The sequence below is a fragment of the Stenotrophomonas sp. 85239_Sma genome (assembly GCF_056481725.1).
On sequence record NZ_CM151163.1, the window covers coordinates 2,935,550 to 2,952,691 of the forward strand.

A 17,142-nucleotide genomic window follows, 5' to 3' on the forward strand; every position below is an offset into this window, starting at 1 on the left:
CTATATCGCGATAGGTAGATATTTATGGATCTGGAAGACTGGTCGACCCGCCTGAAGGTGTTCGCCGATGCCACCCGCGTGCGCCTGCTGGCGCTGCTGGAGCAGGAAGAGCTGACCGTGGCCGAACTGTCGGCGATCACCCGGCTGGCGCAGCCGCGCGTGTCCACCCACCTGGCGCGCCTGAAGGAAGCCGGCCTCGTCCGCGACCGCCGTGCCGGCGTGTCGGCCTACTACCGCTTCGACGAGGCCCAGCTGGACCCGGCGCAGCGTGCATTGTGGCATGCCCTGAGCAACGGAAGCGACGACCCGTTGCTGCGGCAGGATGCCGAGCGGGTGGCTGCAGTGCTGGCCCACCGCGCCTCGGACCAGAACTGGGCCGACAGCGTGGCCGGCGACATGGAGCGCCACTACTCTCCGGGCCGTACCTGGGAGGCGCTGGCGCGCACCGCCCTGCCGTTGCTGGAAACCGGCGACGTGCTGGACATCGCGTCCGGTGACGGCGTGCTGGCCGAACTGGTCGCCCCCCATGCCAAGCGCTACATCTGCATCGATACCAGCGCGCGCGTGGTCGCCGCTGCCAGCGAGCGCCTGCGCCGGCTGCCCAATGTGGAAGTCCGCGAGGGTGACATGCATGCCCTGCCGTTCAAGGACGGCAGCTTCGACCTGGTGGTGCTGATGCACGCGCTGACCTACGCCAGCAAACCAGCGCAGGCGGTGACCGAAGCCGCGCGCGTGCTGCGCCCAGGCGGCCGCCTACTGCTGTGCAGCCTGGCCCGCCACGAGCACAAGGCGGCGGTGGAGGCCTACGGCCACGTCAACCTCGGCTTCAGCGACAAGGAACTGCGCAAGTTCGTCGACAAGGCCGGCCTGCAGGTATCCAGCCTGGAGACGGTCACCCGCGAGAAGCGTCCGCCGCACTTCGAAGTGATTTCGCTGATCGCCAACAAGCCCTGAGCCCGAGACCGCCATGCCCGCCCTGCCCTGGTTGCATCCTGATCGTGCCAACGCCCTGCTCGATGCCCTGCGCGAGCGGATCCTGATCATCGACGGTGCGATGGGCACCATGATCCAGCGCCATGGCCTGCAGGAAGACGATTATCGCGGCGAGCGTTTTGCCGGTGGCTACGATCATGTGCATGGCCCCGCCTGCGACCACGCCGTGCCCGAAAGCCATGACCTGAAGGGAAACAACGATCTGCTGCTGCTGACCCGGCCGCAGGTCATCGCCGACATCCACACTGCCTACCTGGACGCCGGCGCGGACCTGGTCGAGACCAACACCTTCAACGCCACCTCGGTCAGCCAGGCCGACTACCACCTCGAACACCTGGTGTACGAGTTGAACAAGGCAGGTGCTGCGGTCGCCCGCACCTGCTGCGACGCCGTGGCTGCAACCACGCCGGGCAAGCCGCGCTTCGTCATCGGGGTGATCGGCCCGACCAGCCGCACCGCCTCGATCAGCCCCGACGTCAATGATCCCGGCTTCCGCAACACCAGCTTCGACGAGCTTCGCGACACCTATCGCGAAGCCATCGAGGGCCTGATCGACGGTGGCGCCGACACCCTCATGGTCGAAACCATCTTCGACACGCTCAATGCCAAGGCGGCGCTGTATGCGCTGGAGGAAGCCTTCGACGCGCGTGGCGCACGCCTGCCGGTGATGATCTCCGGCACCATCACCGATGCCTCCGGACGCACGCTGTCCGGGCAGACCGCCGAGGCTTTCCATGCGTCACTGGCGCATGCGCGTCCGTTGTCGATCGGCCTGAACTGCGCGTTGGGCGCCGATGCGATGCGCCCGCACGTGGAAACCCTCTCGCAGGTCGCCGACTGTTACGTCAGCGCACATCCCAACGCAGGCCTGCCCAATGCCTTCGGCGAGTACGACGAGACGCCCGAGGACATGGCCAGCACCCTGCGTGGTTTCGCCGAGGATGGCCTGTTGAACCTGGTCGGTGGCTGCTGCGGTTCCACCCCCGATCACATCCGTGCGATCGCCCAGGCCGTTGCCGGGCTCCCGCCGCGCGCCCTGCCCGGTGTCCAGGAGCAGGCCGCATGAACATCGCCGCCACCGTCCCGCACTTTCCGCCCTATTGCCGCTGAGCCGCCGCCTGCCATGACGCCCGTCCGCCCTACCCGCCTGTCCGGCCTGGAACCCCTGGTCATCACGCCGGACCTGCTGTTCATCAACGTCGGCGAACGCACCAACGTCACCGGCAGCGCACAGTTCCGCAAGCTCATCAAGGAAGGCCGCTACGAAGAAGCGGTGGACGTGGCCCGCCAGCAGGTCGCCAGCGGCGCGCAGATCCTCGACGTCAACATGGACGAGGGCCTGATCGATTCGGAAGCGGCGATGACCCGCTACCTCAACCTGATCATGTCCGAGCCGGACATCGCCCGCATCCCGGTGATGGTCGACTCCTCCAAGTGGAGCGTGATCGAAGCCGGCCTGAAGTGCCTGCAGGGCAAGAGCGTGGTCAATTCGATCTCGCTGAAGGAAGGCGAGGCGCTGTTCCGCGAGCACGCGCGCAAGGTGCTGCGCTACGGTGCCGCCGCGGTGGTGATGGCCTTCGATGAGAATGGACAGGCCGACACCTGCGCGCGCAAGGTCGAGATCTGCACCCGCGCCTACCGCATCCTGGTCGACGAGATCGGCTTCCCGCCCCAGGACATCATCTTCGACCCGAACATCTTCGCCGTCGCCACCGGCATCGAAGAGCACGACAACTATGCGGTGGACTTCATCGAAGCTACCCGCATCATCAAGCAGACCCTGCCGCACTGCCATGTCTCCGGCGGAGTCTCCAACGTTTCGTTCTCGTTCCGCGGCAACGAAACGGTGCGTCAGGCCATCCACTCGGTGTTCCTCTACCACGCCATCGCCGCCGGCATGGACATGGGCATCGTCAACGCCGGCGCCATGCCGATCTACGACGAACTGGACCCCGAGCTGCGCGAGCGCGTCGAGGACGTGATCCTCAACCGCCGCAGCGATGCCACCGAGCGCCTGCTGGAGATCGCCGAGCGCTACAAGGGCAGGAAGGGCGCAGCGAAGACCGAAGACCTGGCCTGGCGCGGCAAGCCGGTGGCACAGCGCCTGGCGCACGCGCTGGTGCACGGCCTGGACGCCTGGGTGGAGGAAGACACGGAACTGGCCAGGCAGGCCTCCAGCCGCCCGCTGGACGTGATCGAGGGCCCGCTGATGGACGGGATGAACATCGTCGGCGACCTGTTCGGCGCGGGCAAGATGTTCCTGCCGCAGGTGGTGAAGTCCGCGCGCGTGATGAAGAAGGCCGTGGCCTACCTGCTGCCGTACATCGAAGCGGAGAAGGCACGCAGCGGTGATACCGCCAAGAGCAACGGCAAGATCATCATGGCCACGGTGAAGGGCGACGTGCATGACATCGGCAAGAACATTGTTGGCGTCGTCCTGGCCTGCAACAACTTCGAGGTGGTCGACCTCGGCGTGATGGTGCCTGCGCAGAAGATCCTCGATTCCGCCCGTGAGCACAACGCCGACCTGATCGGCCTGTCCGGACTGATCACCCCGTCGCTGGAGGAGATGAGCCACGTCGCCCGCGAGATGGAGCGCCAGGGCTTCGACCTGCCGCTGCTGATCGGGGGCGCAACCACCTCGCGCGCGCATACCGCGTTGAAGATCGACCCCCATTACAAGGCACCCACGGTGTGGGTGAAGGATGCCTCGCGCGCGGTGGGCGTTGCCCAGTCGCTGATCTCGCGCGACCTGCGCGAAGCCTTCGTCGCCGCCAATGAAGCGGACTACGCGGAGATCCGCGCACGCCACCGCAACCGCGGCGACGCCAAGCGCCTGGTCACGCTGGAACATGCCCGCGAGCAGAAGTTCCAGGGCGGTTGGGACAGCTACACGCCACCGGCACCGGACCAGCCCGGCCTGCACGTATTCGACGACTACCCGTTGGCCGAACTGGTCGACTATATCGACTGGACGCCGTTCTTCCAGGCCTGGGAGCTGGCCGGCAAGTTCCCGGCCATCCTCACCGATGAGATCGTCGGCACCCAGGCCAGCGAGCTGTACCGCGATGCCCGCGCGATGCTTGACCGCATCGTCGGCGAGAAGTGGCTGACGGCCAAGGCCGTGTTCGGCCTGTGGCCGGCCAACAGCATCGGCGACGACGTGCGAGTGAAGCACCCGCAGGGCGAGACCACCCTGCACTTCCTGCGCCAGCAGGTGGACAAGCCGGCCGAGCGCCCGGACTTCTGCCTGGCTGACTTCATCGCGCCCGCCGACAGCGGAAAGCAGGACTGGATCGGCGCGTTCGCGGTCACTGCCGGTATCGGCATCGACGCGCACGTCGCGCGCTTCGAAGCCGAGCATGACGACTACAACGCGATCCTGCTGAAGGCCCTCGCCGACCGCTTCGCCGAGGCGCTGGCCGAGCGCCTGCACCAGCGCGTGCGTACCGAATTCTGGGGCCATGAGCGCACCGAGACGCTGGACAACGAGGCCCTGATCGACGAGCAGTACCGCGGCATCCGCCCCGCACCCGGCTACCCCGCCTGCCCGGAGCACAGCGAGAAACGCCGCCTGTTCGACCTGCTGCAGGCCGAAGCCAACGCCGGCATGGCGTTGACCGAGAGCTTCGCGATGCTGCCCACGGCCGCTGTTTCGGGCTACTACTTCAGCCATCCGCAGAGCCAGTACTTCGTGGTCGGCCGGCTCAGCCGCGAGCAGGTCAGCGACTACGCCCGCCGCAAGGGCGTGGACCGTGCCCAGGCCGAACGCTGGCTGGCCTCCAACCTCGACTACGACCCCGAGTAGCACAAAAAGGGGACGGAGGGGATTAAGTCGCTTATGCACAAACGACTAAATCCCCTCCGTCCCCTTTTTGCCTCATCATTCCGCGATGACCGTTCCCGTTGCCCGCCTCTCCAGCTTCTACCTGTTCTACTACGCGGCGCTGGGCGCGTTCACTCCGTACTGGAGCCTGTTCCTGACCGCGCGCGGCATGAGCGTGACCGCCATCAGCGTGATGATGGGCCTGTGGTATGCCACCCGCGTGATCGCGCCCAGCACCTGGACCTCGCTGGCGGCCGCATCACCGCGACCGATCCGCCTGCTGCGCATCGGCTGCGTGCTGACCCTGCTCAGCTTCGCGGTATTCCTGCTGCCGCTGCCGCAGCCGTGGATGTACCCGGCCATGGTGGTGTTCTGCTTCTTCTACAACGCGGTGATGCCGCAGTTCGAGTCGATCACCCTCACCCACCTGGGCAACGACAGCCATCGCTACGGGTTGATCCGGGTCTGGGGTTCGCTCGGCTTCATCGCCGTCGTGACCCTGTTCGGCTGGCTGATCGAAGGTGACGGCACGGCCAGCCGCGCCGGGCTGCTGCCGTGGATGATGCTGCCACTGTTCGCGCTGCTGGTCGCCTCGGCCTTCGGCAACCACTACGCACGCGGCATCGGCAAGACCGACGGCGACGCCAGCGGCTTCTGGCAGATCGTGCGCCGCCCGCCGGTGCTGGCATTCTTCCTGGCCGCCTTCATGGAGCAACTGTCTTTCGGCCCGTACTACACGTTCTTTTCGGTCTACATGGACCATCACGGCTACCGCACCTCCACCCTGGGCCTGTTGTGGACCATCGGTGTGGTCTTCGAAGTGGGTGTGTTCTTCACCATCGGCCGCTTCTTCCGCCGCTATGACGCCAGCTGGATGCTGCTGATCGCGCTGGTCAGTTCCTGCCTGCGCTGGGCCGTGACCGCATTGTTCCCGGAAAACCTGCCGGTGATGCTGCTGGCGCAGAGCGCGCACGCACTGGGCTTTGCGGCGTTCTTCGCTGCGGCGATGCAGATGCTGGCGACCTACTTCCCCGGTCGCCTCAATGGGCATGGCCAGGGGCTGCTGTACGGATTCTCGTCCGGTGCCGGCGGTGTGCTCGGCGCACTCATTGCCGGCCAACTGTGGAAGATCGACGACGGTCGCACCGCATTCCTGGCCGGCAGCGGCTTCGCCCTGATCGGCGCCCTGCTGTGCTTCTTCGCGCTGAGCCTGCCGCTGATCCGTGCGCGACGGAACAACCGCGCGCACTGACCCGATTCCGGTTCAGCGCTGCAGCACCACCTGCAGCAGCGACGGCAGCAGCGCGCGATTGCCATGCGCGCTGAGATGATCGCCATCGAAGAACAGCGGGCGGCCATCGCGTTGCGCGGGACACAGCGCGTCGTCGCACAGCACCGGCATCGGGTCCCACAGCACGCCGCCCGGCAGGCCATCGACCAGCTGCTGCAGGCTGCCCAGCATCGGCGCCCGCAGCGTTTCCATCGCCTCGCGCGTGCTGTCCAGGCCGTTGCGGCAGACCTCGTTGCGGGCGTTGAAGCGGTCCGAGCAGCGATAGGGAGGCGCCGGCAGCACCGGCTTGGGAGCCTCCAGCACGATGCGCACACCACGCTCGGCCAGTGGCCTCCACTGCGTGATCGCCTCGGCTACTTCGGCCGCACGCCCTGCCGCCGCTTCCACAGTCAGTTCGCCCGCCAGCTGCGCCTGTGCATCGAACAGCACGAACTGATCGGACAGGCGCGGCACGCGCAGCGACACCAGCACCACCGCGTCTCCCGGCTGCGCACGCCGCTCGATGTCCGCGAACACTGCTGCGTCGAAATCAGCGCACCCGGCACCGGCGCCGCGCCACTTCTGCAGGCTCACCTGCGGGCATCCGCCACGGCCATAGAGGGACACCTCCGAGCCGGTTTCCAGCGCCAGCCGTTGCAGCAGTTCGATAGAGGCCATCGCATGCGAATCACCGGCAACGAACACCCGCTTCGGTGCACCGGCCGGCAGCGGGCGGTCGCAGTTTCCACGGGCGAAGGTCCGCGCACTACCGCCTTCGAAACGATGCTTCGCGGCCACCAATGTGCAATCGGGATAGTCACCTGCCACGCTCTTGCCATTGGGGTACCAATCGGCCGGATGCCGGCTGACCGTACTCAGCGACAGCCGCGGTGCCTGCTGATAGAGCAATGCCTGGATGCCGGCCGCGCACAGCAGCACGACCGCGCCAGCCAACACCCAGCGCCCAGGGCGCAAGCGCTGCGCCAATGGCCCGCGGAACGGTTGTTCCACCCAGCGCCATGACAACCAGGACAACAGCAGTACCAGCGCGATCGCAGCGATCATCTGTAACGGTGTCTGCAGGCCCACTGTCCAGCGCATCAGCACGAACACCGGCCAGTGCCACAGATACAACGAGTACGACAGCAGGCCGATGCGGCGCATCGGAGCGCTGGCCAGCAGGCGCGCCACCCACGCCTGCGGATGATGATGCAGCGCCCACAGCAGGCCTGCGGTGGCGAAGGCCGGCAGCAGGCCGTCAGGCCACGGTGAACGTCCTGCGCGCGCAGACCACAGCGCCCACCCCAGCAGGGCCAGCGCCCCCATGGCCAGCAGGGAGAACACCGGCGCAGCGCGCTTCAGTGCCTGGCCGGTTGCCGGGTCCAGCGACTCGCGCACGTGCAGCAGCTGGAACAGCAGCACGCCCACTCCCAATTGCCAGAGACGGGTGCTGGTGGCGTAGAACGCCCACGACGGCGGCACCTCGCGCAGGCCCAGCACAGCAGCGTGCAGCAGCGACGCCATGCTGACCACGGCGAACAGGCCCAGGCTGATCCAGCGCCCGCGTGCGCCGCGTGCCCAGGCCAGGAACAGCAGCGGGAACAACAGGTAGAACTGCTCTTCCACACCCAGCGACCAGGTATGGGTGTAGGGATTGAATTCGGCTTTGGGCGCGAAGTAATCGTTGCCGATCGCCGCCAGCACCCAGTTGCTGAAGCCGAACAACGCCATCAGCCCGGTCCTGTCACTGGCTTCGCTGAGCCAGGACTCGGGAATGAACAGCACGCTCGCCACGGCCGTCAGCAACAGGCAGGCCAGCAGTGCCGGCGCGATGCGGCGGATCCGGCGCGCATAGAAGCGCAGCATCGACTGCCCCAGCGACAACGGCGGCAGCCGGTGTACCGACGCGCTGACCACGAAACCGGAGATGACGAAGAACACATCCACGCCGGTGAACCCGCCCGGCAACCAGGCCGGGTCCAGGTGGAACACGATGACGGCCAGCACGGCGATCGCGCGCAGGCCATCAATGTGCGGCACGTAGCCGCGGCTTGGATCAGCGGTCATCCCTTCCCCCACGGCCGCAACGGCAGTGCGCCCGCGGCGGTCACGCGCTTACCAGACTAGGTCGTCCGGCACCTGGTATTGCGGGTCCGCGTACGGATCTTCCTCGGCCGGCGCATTCGGATCGACCTTCAGCGCCACCGACGCGGCGAACACCGCCTCGGCCTGCGCCAGCACCTCGGCGGTCACCAGCAGGTAGCGGCCATTGAGCTGGACCACACCCAGCTCACCGGCGTTGAGCGCGGTCAACTGTTCAGCGGTCACATAGATGCGCTTGATCTTGCCGCCGTACGGGAAGTGACGGGCAATGTCCGCCGCTTCGGCATTCAGGCCCTTGTCCTTCAGCAGTTCTTCCAGCTTGGCCTTGGCCTCGCGGCGCACGCGCGCTTCTTCCTGCTTCAGGCGCTCGGTCTCGATGCGCTCTTCCTTTTCCTTCTGAGCCCGGATGGCGTAGGCCTTGGCCAGGTCCATCTCTTCGGCGCTGCGCGGCTTGCGCGGGCCCTGCTGGCCCGGACCCCGCGACTGGCCAGGCTTGCCCGGGCCACCGTGGCCATGCCCACGGCGCTCGCCGGGCTTGTGCTCGCCCTTGCCAGCGCCCTGCGGCTTTCCATTGCCGTTGCCACCCTTGCCCTGCGGGCGGCCGTCACGGCGGGGGGCGTCATTCTTGCGCTCGGGCTTGGGCGCAGGCTTGAAGCCCAGGCCCAGCAGCTGGTCGCGGAGGGTATCGCTCATAGAGTTCGGATCAATAGTGCGGCGGCGGCGGTTCGCTCGCCGGATCGGAAGAATTCAGTGCGTTGCGGACCTTGCCCAGGTCTTCCAGCAGCACGCGCAGCACGTCGGCGTTGCGCATGCCCTGCATGCGGGCATCGGCCAGCGCATCGCTCAGTTCGGCCAGCGCCTGTTCCTGGAAGGACACGCGCATTTCCAGCTCGACCAGGCGCGCTTCCAGCGCCTGCTCGCGTTCGGTTGGCAGCAGATCAGACATGCAGCGAGCGCCCCCGGCCGATGCCGTAGTAAGCCAGGCCCGCCGCTTCCACATCCGCCGGCTCGTACAGGTTACGGCCGTCGAACACCACCGCGTCCCTCAACTGCTCGCGCAGCTTCTGGAAATCGGGGCTGCGGAACTGCTTCCACTCGGTCACCACGACCAGTGCATCGGCGCCCTGCAGCGCCTCGTTGGCATTGCTGCAGAACACCAGGTCATCGCGTTCGCCGAAGATGCGCTGCGACTCGTGCATCGCTTCCGGATCGTAGGCACGCACCGTCGCGCCACCTTCCCACAACTGCGCCAGCAGGCGGCGACTGGAGGCTTCGCGCATGTCGTCGGTGTTCGGCTTGAACGCCAGGCCCCACACGGCAAAGGTCTTGCCACGCACGCCTTCGTCCTCGCCCTTGTCGTAATGGCGCTGGATCAGGGCGAACAGATGGCCCTTCTGCGCATCGTTGACTGCTTCCACGGCGTTGAGCAGCTTCGGCTCCAGGCCGGCCTGCTGGGCGGTGCGGGCCAGCGCCTGCACGTCCTTGGGGAAGCACGAGCCGCCGTAACCGGCGCCCGGATAGATGAAATGCCAGCCGATGCGCGGATCCGAGCCGATGCCCTGGCGGACCTGCTCGACATCGGCACCGACACGTTCGGCAATGTTGGCGATCTCGTTCATGAACGAGATCTTGGTCGCCAGCATCGCGTTGGCTGCGTACTTGGTCAGCTCGGCCGAACGCACGTCCATTTCCACCACCCGGTCGTGGTTGCGGTTGAACGGTGCATACAGGCGCCGCATCACCGCCACCGACTCGGCACTGGTCGCACCGACGATGATGCGATCCGGGCGCATGCAGTCGGCAACGGCGTCGCCTTCCTTCAGGAATTCCGGGTTGGACACCACATCGAAAGCGATGTCCGCGCCACGTGCAGCCAGCTCCGCGGCAATGGCGGCACGTACCTTGTCGGCGGTGCCCACCGGCACCGTCGACTTGTTGACCACCACGGTCGGCACGCTCATGTGCTGGCCGATGGTGCGGGCCACAGCCAGCACGTACTGCAGATCGGCGCTGCCATCCTCGTCCGGCGGCGTGCCGACGGCGATGAACACGACCTGGCCGTGGCCGATCGCGGTCGCGGCATCGGTGGTGAAGGCCAGCCGCGACGCGGCGTGGTTGGCCTTCACCATCGGTTCCAGGCCCGGCTCATAGATCGGGATGATGCCCTGGTTGAGGCCATCGACCTTGGCCTGGTCGATATCGACGCAGACCACCTGGTGGCCGACGTCGGCCAGGCAGGTACCGGTCACCAGTCCCACGTAGCCGGTACCGAAAATCGCAACGCGCATGTCCGTGCAGGCTCCGTGGTCGCTTAGGGCAGGACGCCCAGCAGCTCGACGTCGAACGTCAGAGTCGCGTTCGGGCCGATCGGGCCACCCGGGGTACCGTTCTCACCGTAGGCAAGCTCGCCCGGGATCCAGAAGCGGTACTTCGAACCGACCGGCATCAGCGCGACGCCTTCGGTCCAGCCCTTGATCACCTGGTCCAGGCCGAACTCGGCCGGCTGGCGACCGTAGGAGCTGTCGAACACGGTGCCGTTGAGCAGCTTGCCTTCATAGTTCACGCGCACCTTGCTGCTCGGCAGCGGACGCTCGCCGCTACCTGGGCGGATGATCTGGTACTGCAGGCCCGACGGCGTGGTCACCACGCCCGGCTGGGTCTTGTTCTTGGCCAGGAACGCGTTGCCTTCCTCGCGGTTGGTCTGTGCGGCGGCGGCAGCCTTGGCCTGCATTTCGGCCTGCTTGCTGCCCATGAAGGCCTGGATGGTGGCGGTTGCGTCAGCTTCCGTCATCTTCGGCTGACCCTTGCTCAGGCCGGTGCTGATCGCGTCAAACAGCGAGGCGACGTCGATGTCGTCCTTCAGCTGTGCCAGCGACGGGCCGACCGAGTACGAACCGATCATCTGCGACACCTTGACGCGATCGACCTTCGGCGGCTGCGAACCGGGGGCCATGCCCGGCACCTGCTGGCCACTGCGGGCCATCACGACCTGGCGCAGCGCGGCATCGGTGGCCTTGGCCTGTTCCTGGGTGATCTGCGGCTGCAGGCCTTCGAACGAACGCTCCACGGCGGTGCGCAGCGCGGCCACATCGATCTCATCGGCGATCGGGGTGAACGACTTGGCGACATCAAGGCCGATGGCGTAGCCGAGCTTCTGCTTGGGGGAATTCAAGGTTGCGGTCTCCTTGGCGGCTGCGGGGGCAGCCGGTTGTTGCGACAGAGCGACACCCGAAGTGCCCATCGCCAGAATCAGAACCGACGCCGCGGCGCCGCGCATTCCCATCTTCATTCGCTGCATTCCTGGAAGTGTCTGGGCGCCGACGTCGGCGCGAAAAGAAGCATTGTCGCACGCATGCCGTCGATGTCGAGGCATCCGTGCCGGATATCAACGCGTAGCGGCTGCGGCCAGCGCCTTGTCGATGGCCGCGGTCAGCTGCGGATCGTCCGGCGTTACCTTGCTGGCGAACTGGGCGATGACCTTGCCATCGCGGCCGACCAGGTACTTGTGGAAGTTCCAGCCCGGCGCCACGCCAGTGGCTGCGGCCAGCCGCTGGTACAGCGGCGTCGCCTCTGCACCGACCACGTGCACCTTCTCGAACATCGGGAATTTGACGCCATAGGTGAGCGTGCAGAAATCCTGGATCTGCTTCTCGTCACCGGGCTCCTGGCCCTTGAAATCGTTGGACGGGAAACCGAGCACGGCAAAGCCGCGCCCGGCATAACGCTTCTGCAGCGCCTCCAGCCCTTCGTACTGGGGGGTATAGCCACACTTGCTTGCAGTATTGACCACCAGCAGCACCTGCCCGTGGTAGCGCTGCTGAAGGTTGACCTGCTGCTTGCTGGCCAGCGGGCGGTAATCCAGGTCCAGCAGATCGGCCGCCAGCACATGGGTGGAAGCGGCCAGGCCGGCCACCAGCAGGGTCAGCAGGGACAGGCCGCGCAGGGGGCGCGGAACAACGGTCGGCAGGGGCATCGAGAGCAGTCCGCGGTAGCCATTCACAGGGCCGGCCGGTAGCGGCCGGGAATCGGCCGAACTATAGCACCGGGGCCCAGTCCCTCCTGTTGCGACGGGCGCTGGCGGCTTTGCGCAGCGTGGCGCTTCCCAGCAGGACACACCAGCAAGGGCGCAGTGATGACATAGCATGGACAACGCTGAATGGAAGGCAGGGTTTGATCGGCCCGCACGACAATTTTATTTCCCTTTCCAATCAAAGAGATAAGGTGATATTTCAGCGATTTGACCACCCCTGCCATCAGTTGGGGACGGCAAGGGGTTGCACGTAGGCGTGCCGGTGTTATAGTTGCATACAACACCAGTCACCTGAGACAGGGGGGAAGCCATGAACGCCCGGATCCGTCGCAACCTCACCGCACCTGCGGCCGCTGTTGTTTCGACCCTGATCGTGTTGGCCTGGCTGGCCATGCCAACCTCCCCTGACTCCGCCGACAGTGCGCAGGACGCAATCGCTTCACCGGCCGGGAACGCCGCTCCCTCCCCCCCTCCCCCGCGTCGGCTGCACAGCTCCCTGTCCATGCCGTATTTCTCGTTCGCACAGCCGCTGACCCCACGGAGCTGAATATGAGCGACATCCAGTGGAGCGACGGCGCTCCCATCTACCGTCAGTTGAAGGAGCGCGTGATCGCCATGATGCTCGACGGAATCCTCAAGCCGGGCGATGCCCTGCCTTCGGTGCGCCAGGTGGCCGCCGACTACCAGCTCAACCCCATCACCGTTTCGCGCGCTTACCAGGAACTGGCCGATGAAGGCCTGGTCGAGAAGCGCCGCGGCCTGGGCATGTTCATGACCGAGCAGGCGGCCACGCAGCTTCGCAGCAGCGAGCGCGAGCGCTTCCTCAATGAAGAATGGCCGGCCGTGCTGGAGCGCATCCAGCGCCTGGGCCTGAGCCTCGACGAATTGCTGCCCCAGGGGAAAGTCTGATGAATAGCACTGCAAGTGAACCGGTCATCACTGCCCGAGGCCTGCGCAAGGCCTACAAGACCACCGTCGCCCTCGACAATGCCAGCTTCAGCATTCCGAGCGGGCGCATCGTCGGCCTGATCGGGCCCAACGGCGCCGGCAAGACCACCGCGCTGAAGGCCATCCTCGGGCTCACCTCGGTGGAAGGTGAACTGAGCGTGCTCGGCCGCGACCCGCGGCTGCACCGCGACGAGCTGATGAACGACATCTGCTTCATTGCCGACGTCGCCGTGCTGCCGCGCTGGCTGAAGGTCCGGGAGGCGATCGATTTCGTGGCCGGTGTCCACCCGCGCTTCGACCGTGCCCGCTGCGAGCGTTTCCTGGCCAACACCAAGCTGCAGCCGAAGCAGCGCGTGCGCGAACTGTCCAAGGGCATGATCGTGCAGCTGCACCTGGCGCTGGTGATGGCCATCGATGCCCGCGTCCTGGTGCTGGACGAGCCCACCCTGGGCCTGGACATCCTGTACCGCAAGGAGTTCTACCAGCGCCTGCTGGAAGACTATTTCGACGAGCAGAAGACCATCATCGTTACCACCCACCAGGTGGAGGAGATCGAGCACATCCTCAGCGACGTCATGTTCATCCGTGATGGCCGCATCGTGCTGGACGCGGAAATGGACGACGTCGGCCAGCGCTACACCGAGCTGCTGGTCAATGCCGACCAGCTGGAGACTGCGCGCGCGCTGAAGCCGATCGACGAGCGCAGCCTGGCGTTCGGCAAGACCGTGATGCTGTTCGACGGCGTGCCGCGCACCCAGCTTTCCACCCTTGGCGAGACCCGCAGCCCGGGCCTTGCCGATCTGTTCGTCGCGATCATGAAGGGGACCTACGCATGAATGCCGTCAATCATCCTGTCAGCCCGATGGGCACCCTGCGCTGGCTGCTCAAGCGCGAGTACTGGGAGAACCGTGGCGGTTTCCTGTATGCGCCGCTGATCGCCGGCCTGATCTCGCTGGTGATGAGCACCGTCGGCATCGCCTTCGGCCTGTTCGCCCTGCACCGTGCTGCGCGTGATGGCGGCCTGCATATCGACGGCGAGGACGTGAACATCAACGGCCTGGACCTGGCCCTGCTGACCCGCGACATCAGTGCCAAGGACCTGACCGACCTCGGCAACGGCCTGGACCTTACCCTGGTGCTCAGCTCGGCCTGGCCGTTCCTGGTGTTGGCCTTCGTGGTGTTCTTCTACTGCCTGGGCGCCCTGTACGACGACCGTCGCGACCGCAGCATCCTGTTCTGGAAGTCGCTGCCGCTGTCGGACACCCAGACCGTGCTGTCCAAGGTGATCAGCGCACTGGTCGTGGCCCCGCTGATCGCGGTGATCGCCGGCATCATCACCATGTTCGGCTTCATGCTGGTGATCAGCATCGTCGCGCTGATGCACGGCGGTAGCCCGATGACCCTGATCTGGGGCCCGGCCAGCCCGCTGACCCTGGCCGCTGGTCACCTGGCCTGGATTCCGGTCTACGCCCTGTGGGCGCTGCCCACCGCCGGCTGGCTGTTGCTGTGCTCGGCCTGGGCCCGTAGCAAGCCGTTCCTGTGGGCAGTGATGCTGCCGCTGTTCGCCGGCGTCATTGTCAGCACCACCAAGGTGATGCCGCTGATCGGCCTGACCACCGGCTGGTTCTGGCAGAACATCGTCGGCCGCCTGTTGCTGGGCGGCGTGCCGGGCACCGATCTGGTGTATCGCCTCAGCGACGGGGAAGGTTCGCGCCGCGATCTTGAATCGGTGGTCAGCCTGATGTCGCCGGCCTCGCAGCTGAAATCGCTGGCGATGCCGGAACTGTGGATCGGCGCCGCCGTCGGTGTCGTCTTCATCGTCCTTGCCATCCGCCTGCGCAAGCGCGCCGGCGAGATCTGATTCCATCCACCCGGAGGCACCGCCCATGCGTTCGCTGCTCGCCTGTTCTGCGTTGTTGCTGTTGCCGCTGTCGGCGCTGGCCGCCGATGCTCCGAACTGCAAGTTCACTGCCGCCCGCTCGCTGAAGCTGGATGTGTCCGGCGCCAGGGCGGTGGTGCTGGAGGTGAACCAGCACGACCTGAAGGTCATCGCCAGCATGGGCGGTGGCCAGCTTGATGGCCGCGCCTGTGCCTCCAGCCAGGAATGGCTGGACCAGCTGGTACTGGACCAGCGCAGGGAAGGCGACAAGCTGGTCGTCAGCCTTCGCCGCGACGGCCGTCACAGCGGCATCAGCCTGGGCAACAGCTATGCCTGGCTGGACATCCGCGGCAGCGTGCCGGACAACCTGCCACTGCAGCTGAAGGTCGGCTCCGGCGATGCCAGCATCGACAACGCCCAGTCGCTGAGCGTGGACGTCGGCTCAGGCGACGCGATCGTTCGCGGTACCCGCGGCAGCATCCACGCGGCGGTAGGTTCGGGTGACCTGGACATCGACGGTGGCGGCTCGCTGAACCTGTTGTCGCTGGGTTCCGGCGACGTCAAGGCGCGCAACATCGGCGGCGATGCGGTCACCGGCACCGTCGGTTCGGGTGACCTGAAGATCAGCGATGTCCGCGGCAACGCACGGCTGGACACCGCCGGTTCCGGCGACATCGGCTTCAAGCGCGTGCAGGGCAACGTCGAGGTCGGCGTGGTCGGCTCGGGCGATGTTGATCTGTCCGACATCGGCGGCAACGTGCGTGTGCGCAGCCATGGTTCGGGTGACATCCAGGTCGATGGTGTGCGTGGCAGCCTGACCGTCGACCACAGTGGCAGCGGCGATGTCGGGCACCGCAACGTCAGCGGCACGGTCACCCTGCCCCGCAACAAGTAACCACCACCGGACCGATTCGAGGACATTGCCATGAACCTGCTGCGCGTGCTGCCTGCCACCCTGCTGTGCCTGCCGCTGATCGCCTGCGGCGGCACTTCTTCCGCGCCCGACAAGACCGTCGGCAAGAGCGTCGCCGAGGCCACCAGCGGTGTCGGCCAGACCGTCAAGGACGCCATGGTCGATGCCCGCAAGGACCTCACCCAGGGCAACATCAAGATCTCCGCCGACAAGCAGCCGCGCGCAGAGATCACACCGGACGGCCACCTGTTGATCGACGGCAAGGACGTACCGGCCGACGAGGCCCAGCGCCGTCGCTTGCTGGAGTATCGCGGCCACGTCGTCGCCATTGCGATGGACGGCATGGATGTCGGCCTGGCCGGCGCCAAGCTCGGCGTCAACGCCGCCGGCGAGGCACTCAAGGGCATTTTCAGTGGCGACAGCGAAGGTATCGAGAAGCGGATCAACGCCGAAGCCGAGAAGATCGAGGCCCAGGCCAAGCGCATCTGCAACCGCCTGCCGGCGATGCTGGCCAGCCAACAGGCACTTGCGCGCGAGCTGCCGGCGTTCAAGCCCTACGCCACGATGGACCAGAGTGACGTCGACGACTGCGGCAAGGACACCGTGGTCCTGCCCTAGGCCTGTGACAGATCAGCGCACCCGGCCGGCAGCGGCACCCCGCTGCCGGCCGCAGTGCGCCAGCCGGCTTACAATGGCGGCCCCGGAGGCCCCCGAACCGAATGCCATGAAGAAGTTGTTCCTGCTGCTGGCCGCCCTGCTCTGCCTGGGCCTGGCCGGCTGTGACAAGGATTACCGCAACCACCGCGCCGAGCGCGGCAAGCCCAAGATTTCCGTCAGCGACGGCATGGTCACCGTGCGTCGCCCGCCGGCACCGAACATCATCATCCTCGGCGATGGCTCGATGAAAGTGGACGAGATCCAGATTCCGCTGGACGAGGCACAGAAGCAGATGCTGCAGACCATGTTCGGCAAGCTGCAGGTGCTGCGCCAGAATACCCTGGTCGCCGCTCCGGCCGATCCGAACATGCAGCCGGTGAAGATCCAGCCGCCGGAGGGCATGGAGGTGATCCCGGCCGACCTGATCCAGCGCATCCCGGAATTCAAGGATTACACCGACACCTTCGGCAACATCGTCGCCGACCGTCGCTGAAGAAAAACGCCGCCCCAGGGCGGCGTTTCT

Annotated in this window: 16 protein-coding genes; 10 read left to right on the forward strand and 6 right to left on the reverse strand. The window is 66.4% G+C overall.

Going from position 1 to position 17,142, the window contains the following annotated elements; all coding sequences use genetic code 11:
* Positions 1–24: 24 nt before the first annotated feature.
* From ACYKG1_RS13780 to ACYKG1_RS13795, 4 genes are all read left to right on the forward strand, one after another.
* Positions 25–954, forward strand: a complete 930-nt coding sequence (locus tag ACYKG1_RS13780; RefSeq protein WP_014037755.1) for an ArsR/SmtB family transcription factor — start codon at positions 25–27, stop codon at positions 952–954.
* A 13-nt stretch (positions 955–967) separates the two neighbouring features.
* Positions 968–2,059: a homocysteine S-methyltransferase family protein gene (locus ACYKG1_RS13785; protein ID WP_100473307.1), complete on the forward strand. Its 1,092-nt coding sequence runs from the start codon at positions 968–970 to the stop codon at positions 2,057–2,059.
* 57 nt (positions 2,060–2,116) lie between these two features.
* The gene (metH, locus tag ACYKG1_RS13790; RefSeq protein WP_478470752.1) at positions 2,117–4,801 is read left to right on the forward strand and encodes a methionine synthase; all 2,685 of its coding nucleotides are present in this window, start codon (positions 2,117–2,119) and stop codon (positions 4,799–4,801) included.
* An 85-nt stretch (positions 4,802–4,886) separates the two neighbouring features.
* Positions 4,887–6,071, forward strand: a complete 1,185-nt coding sequence (locus ACYKG1_RS13795) for an MFS transporter (protein WP_262083424.1) — start codon at positions 4,887–4,889, stop codon at positions 6,069–6,071.
* A gap of 12 nt (positions 6,072–6,083) precedes the next feature.
* On the opposite strand, the gene ACYKG1_RS13800 is transcribed toward ACYKG1_RS13795, so the two are convergent.
* The 6 genes from ACYKG1_RS13800 to ACYKG1_RS13825 all read right to left on the reverse strand — a co-directional run bounded on the left by ACYKG1_RS13800 (position 6,084) and on the right by ACYKG1_RS13825 (position 12,165).
* Positions 6,084–8,156, reverse strand: coding sequence for an acyltransferase family protein (locus ACYKG1_RS13800; protein WP_262083425.1), 2,073 nt, complete (start codon positions 8,154–8,156; stop codon positions 6,084–6,086).
* A gap of 48 nt (positions 8,157–8,204) precedes the next feature.
* The gene (locus ACYKG1_RS13805; RefSeq protein ID WP_100473311.1) at positions 8,205–8,885 is read right to left on the reverse strand and encodes a DUF2058 domain-containing protein; all 681 of its coding nucleotides are present in this window, start codon (positions 8,883–8,885) and stop codon (positions 8,205–8,207) included.
* A gap of 10 nt (positions 8,886–8,895) precedes the next feature.
* Positions 8,896–9,138, reverse strand: a complete 243-nt coding sequence (locus ACYKG1_RS13810) for a SlyX family protein (RefSeq protein ID WP_005410256.1) — start codon at positions 9,136–9,138, stop codon at positions 8,896–8,898.
* Positions 9,131–10,480, reverse strand: coding sequence for a UDP-glucose dehydrogenase family protein (locus tag ACYKG1_RS13815; protein WP_100473312.1), 1,350 nt, complete (start codon positions 10,478–10,480; stop codon positions 9,131–9,133). Before ACYKG1_RS13815 ends, ACYKG1_RS13810 begins: the two co-directional genes overlap by 8 nt.
* 23 nt (positions 10,481–10,503) lie before the next feature.
* Positions 10,504–11,481, reverse strand: a complete 978-nt coding sequence (locus ACYKG1_RS13820; RefSeq protein WP_014037761.1) for an FKBP-type peptidyl-prolyl cis-trans isomerase N-terminal domain-containing protein — start codon at positions 11,479–11,481, stop codon at positions 10,504–10,506.
* A 96-nt stretch (positions 11,482–11,577) separates the two neighbouring features.
* Complete coding sequence (locus ACYKG1_RS13825; protein WP_478470753.1) at positions 11,578–12,165, reverse strand: glutathione peroxidase; 588 nt, start codon at positions 12,163–12,165, stop codon at positions 11,578–11,580.
* A 606-nt stretch (positions 12,166–12,771) separates the two neighbouring features.
* Between ACYKG1_RS13825 and ACYKG1_RS13830 the strand changes: the two genes are divergently transcribed.
* The 6 genes from ACYKG1_RS13830 (at position 12,772) to ACYKG1_RS13855 (ending at position 17,112) form a co-directional block, all read left to right on the forward strand.
* Entirely contained in the window at positions 12,772–13,131 is a 360-nt protein-coding gene (locus ACYKG1_RS13830) for a GntR family transcriptional regulator (protein ID WP_005410261.1), read from the forward strand.
* Complete coding sequence (locus ACYKG1_RS13835; protein ID WP_100473315.1) at positions 13,131–14,006, forward strand: ABC transporter ATP-binding protein; 876 nt, start codon at positions 13,131–13,133, stop codon at positions 14,004–14,006. Before ACYKG1_RS13830 ends, ACYKG1_RS13835 begins: the two co-directional genes overlap by 1 nt.
* Positions 14,003–15,031 (forward strand): ABC-2 transporter permease, encoded by a 1,029-nt coding sequence (locus tag ACYKG1_RS13840; RefSeq protein ID WP_100473316.1) that lies wholly within the window; start codon positions 14,003–14,005, stop codon positions 15,029–15,031. The genes ACYKG1_RS13835 and ACYKG1_RS13840 overlap by 4 nt, the downstream gene beginning before the upstream one ends.
* Positions 15,032–15,056: 25 nt before the next feature.
* A complete protein-coding gene (locus ACYKG1_RS13845) occupies positions 15,057–15,944 on the forward strand; it encodes a GIN domain-containing protein (RefSeq protein ID WP_478470754.1) in 888 nt (295 codons plus the stop codon).
* 30 nt (positions 15,945–15,974) lie between these two features.
* Positions 15,975–16,580 carry a YggN family protein gene (locus ACYKG1_RS13850; protein WP_100473318.1) on the forward strand — a complete coding sequence of 202 codons (606 nt, stop codon included), beginning with the start codon at positions 15,975–15,977 and terminating at the stop codon, positions 16,578–16,580.
* Positions 16,581–16,686: 106 nt separating this feature from the next.
* Positions 16,687–17,112 (forward strand): hypothetical protein, encoded by a 426-nt coding sequence (locus tag ACYKG1_RS13855; RefSeq protein ID WP_100473319.1) that lies wholly within the window; start codon positions 16,687–16,689, stop codon positions 17,110–17,112.
* Positions 17,113–17,142: the final 30 nt, after the last annotated feature.